The 866-nt window shown below is 69.6% G+C and carries 2 pseudogenes; one reads left to right on the forward strand and one right to left on the reverse strand.

Going from position 1 to position 866, the window contains the following annotated elements:
• A pseudogene (locus NA4_RS42780) lies at window positions 1-161 on the reverse strand (FIST signal transduction protein); the annotation flags it as partial.
• Between the two features lie 300 nt (window positions 162-461).
• Between NA4_RS42780 and NA4_RS42190 the strand changes: the two are divergent.
• Window positions 462-866 (forward strand): annotated as a pseudogene (locus tag NA4_RS42190) (hypothetical protein); the annotation flags it as partial.

Here is an 866-nt window from a genome sequence, read left to right on the forward strand (position 1 = left end):
CCCGCCAGCACGGCCGAGGCGTCGTCGGCATGCGCCCGTGACGCGAGCAGCACGGCGAGCGCCGGGGCCTCGCCCGCGAGCTGATCGCGCGCGTCCGCGGCGGCTTCCACGCCCGCCTGCCGCGCCTCGGGCGCGGTGGAGAGCCCGACTCCGATCCGCACCCTTCCATCGTAGCCAACCTGCGGCGAAGTGTGCTCCCTTGTGGCACAACGCTTTTCATATCCAATCCGAGATGCGCCCGCTGCTGCGGTACGGTCGGCCGCGCTCACGCGGCGATCGCAGCCCTCAGGCGCGCTCGTCCCGCTCGAATCGGATCTTCCCAATCCGGGGAGGCTCGGCGGATCCGAGCGAAAATAGAACGCACCACACTTCGCCTCACGGCAATCCGAGATCGGAGTGTCGGCGCAGGCCAGCGCACCGCGCCAGGACCTGACCGGTGTAATGACAAGCAGGAGACATCGGTGAGTCAGCCGTCGCGGATCGATACGGGCGAACTCCGCGCGATGGTGTCGTCGCTGGAGAGACTCATCGCCGATGCTTCCCGAGTAGTCAGCCAGTTGAAGGCCGCCATCGCATCCGCGGAAGCGTACTCGAGCGAGCGGTACGCCGGGACCCCTCATGGACTCAGTGGCGCAGAGCCCACGCCCGTCGTCACGCGGGGCCGAATGGACGCCAGGCAGCCGCTGAGTGGGCGCAGCGTGACGGAGTCCGTCCTCGATCCTGCATCGGGCCGAGTCGAGGCGAGTCAGCCGCTGAGCCCCGCGCCGGGTGGTGCAGTGGCGGAAGCGATCGTAGATAGGGCGCGGCCGGACAACGTCCGCTCTCAGTCTGCGCCGGGTCGGGTGGTGGCGGAGGCGGCCGCTGAC

The organism is Nocardia amamiensis NBRC 102102 (assembly GCF_001612745.1).
GTDB classification, from domain to species: domain Bacteria; phylum Actinomycetota; class Actinomycetes; order Mycobacteriales; family Mycobacteriaceae; genus Nocardia; species Nocardia amamiensis.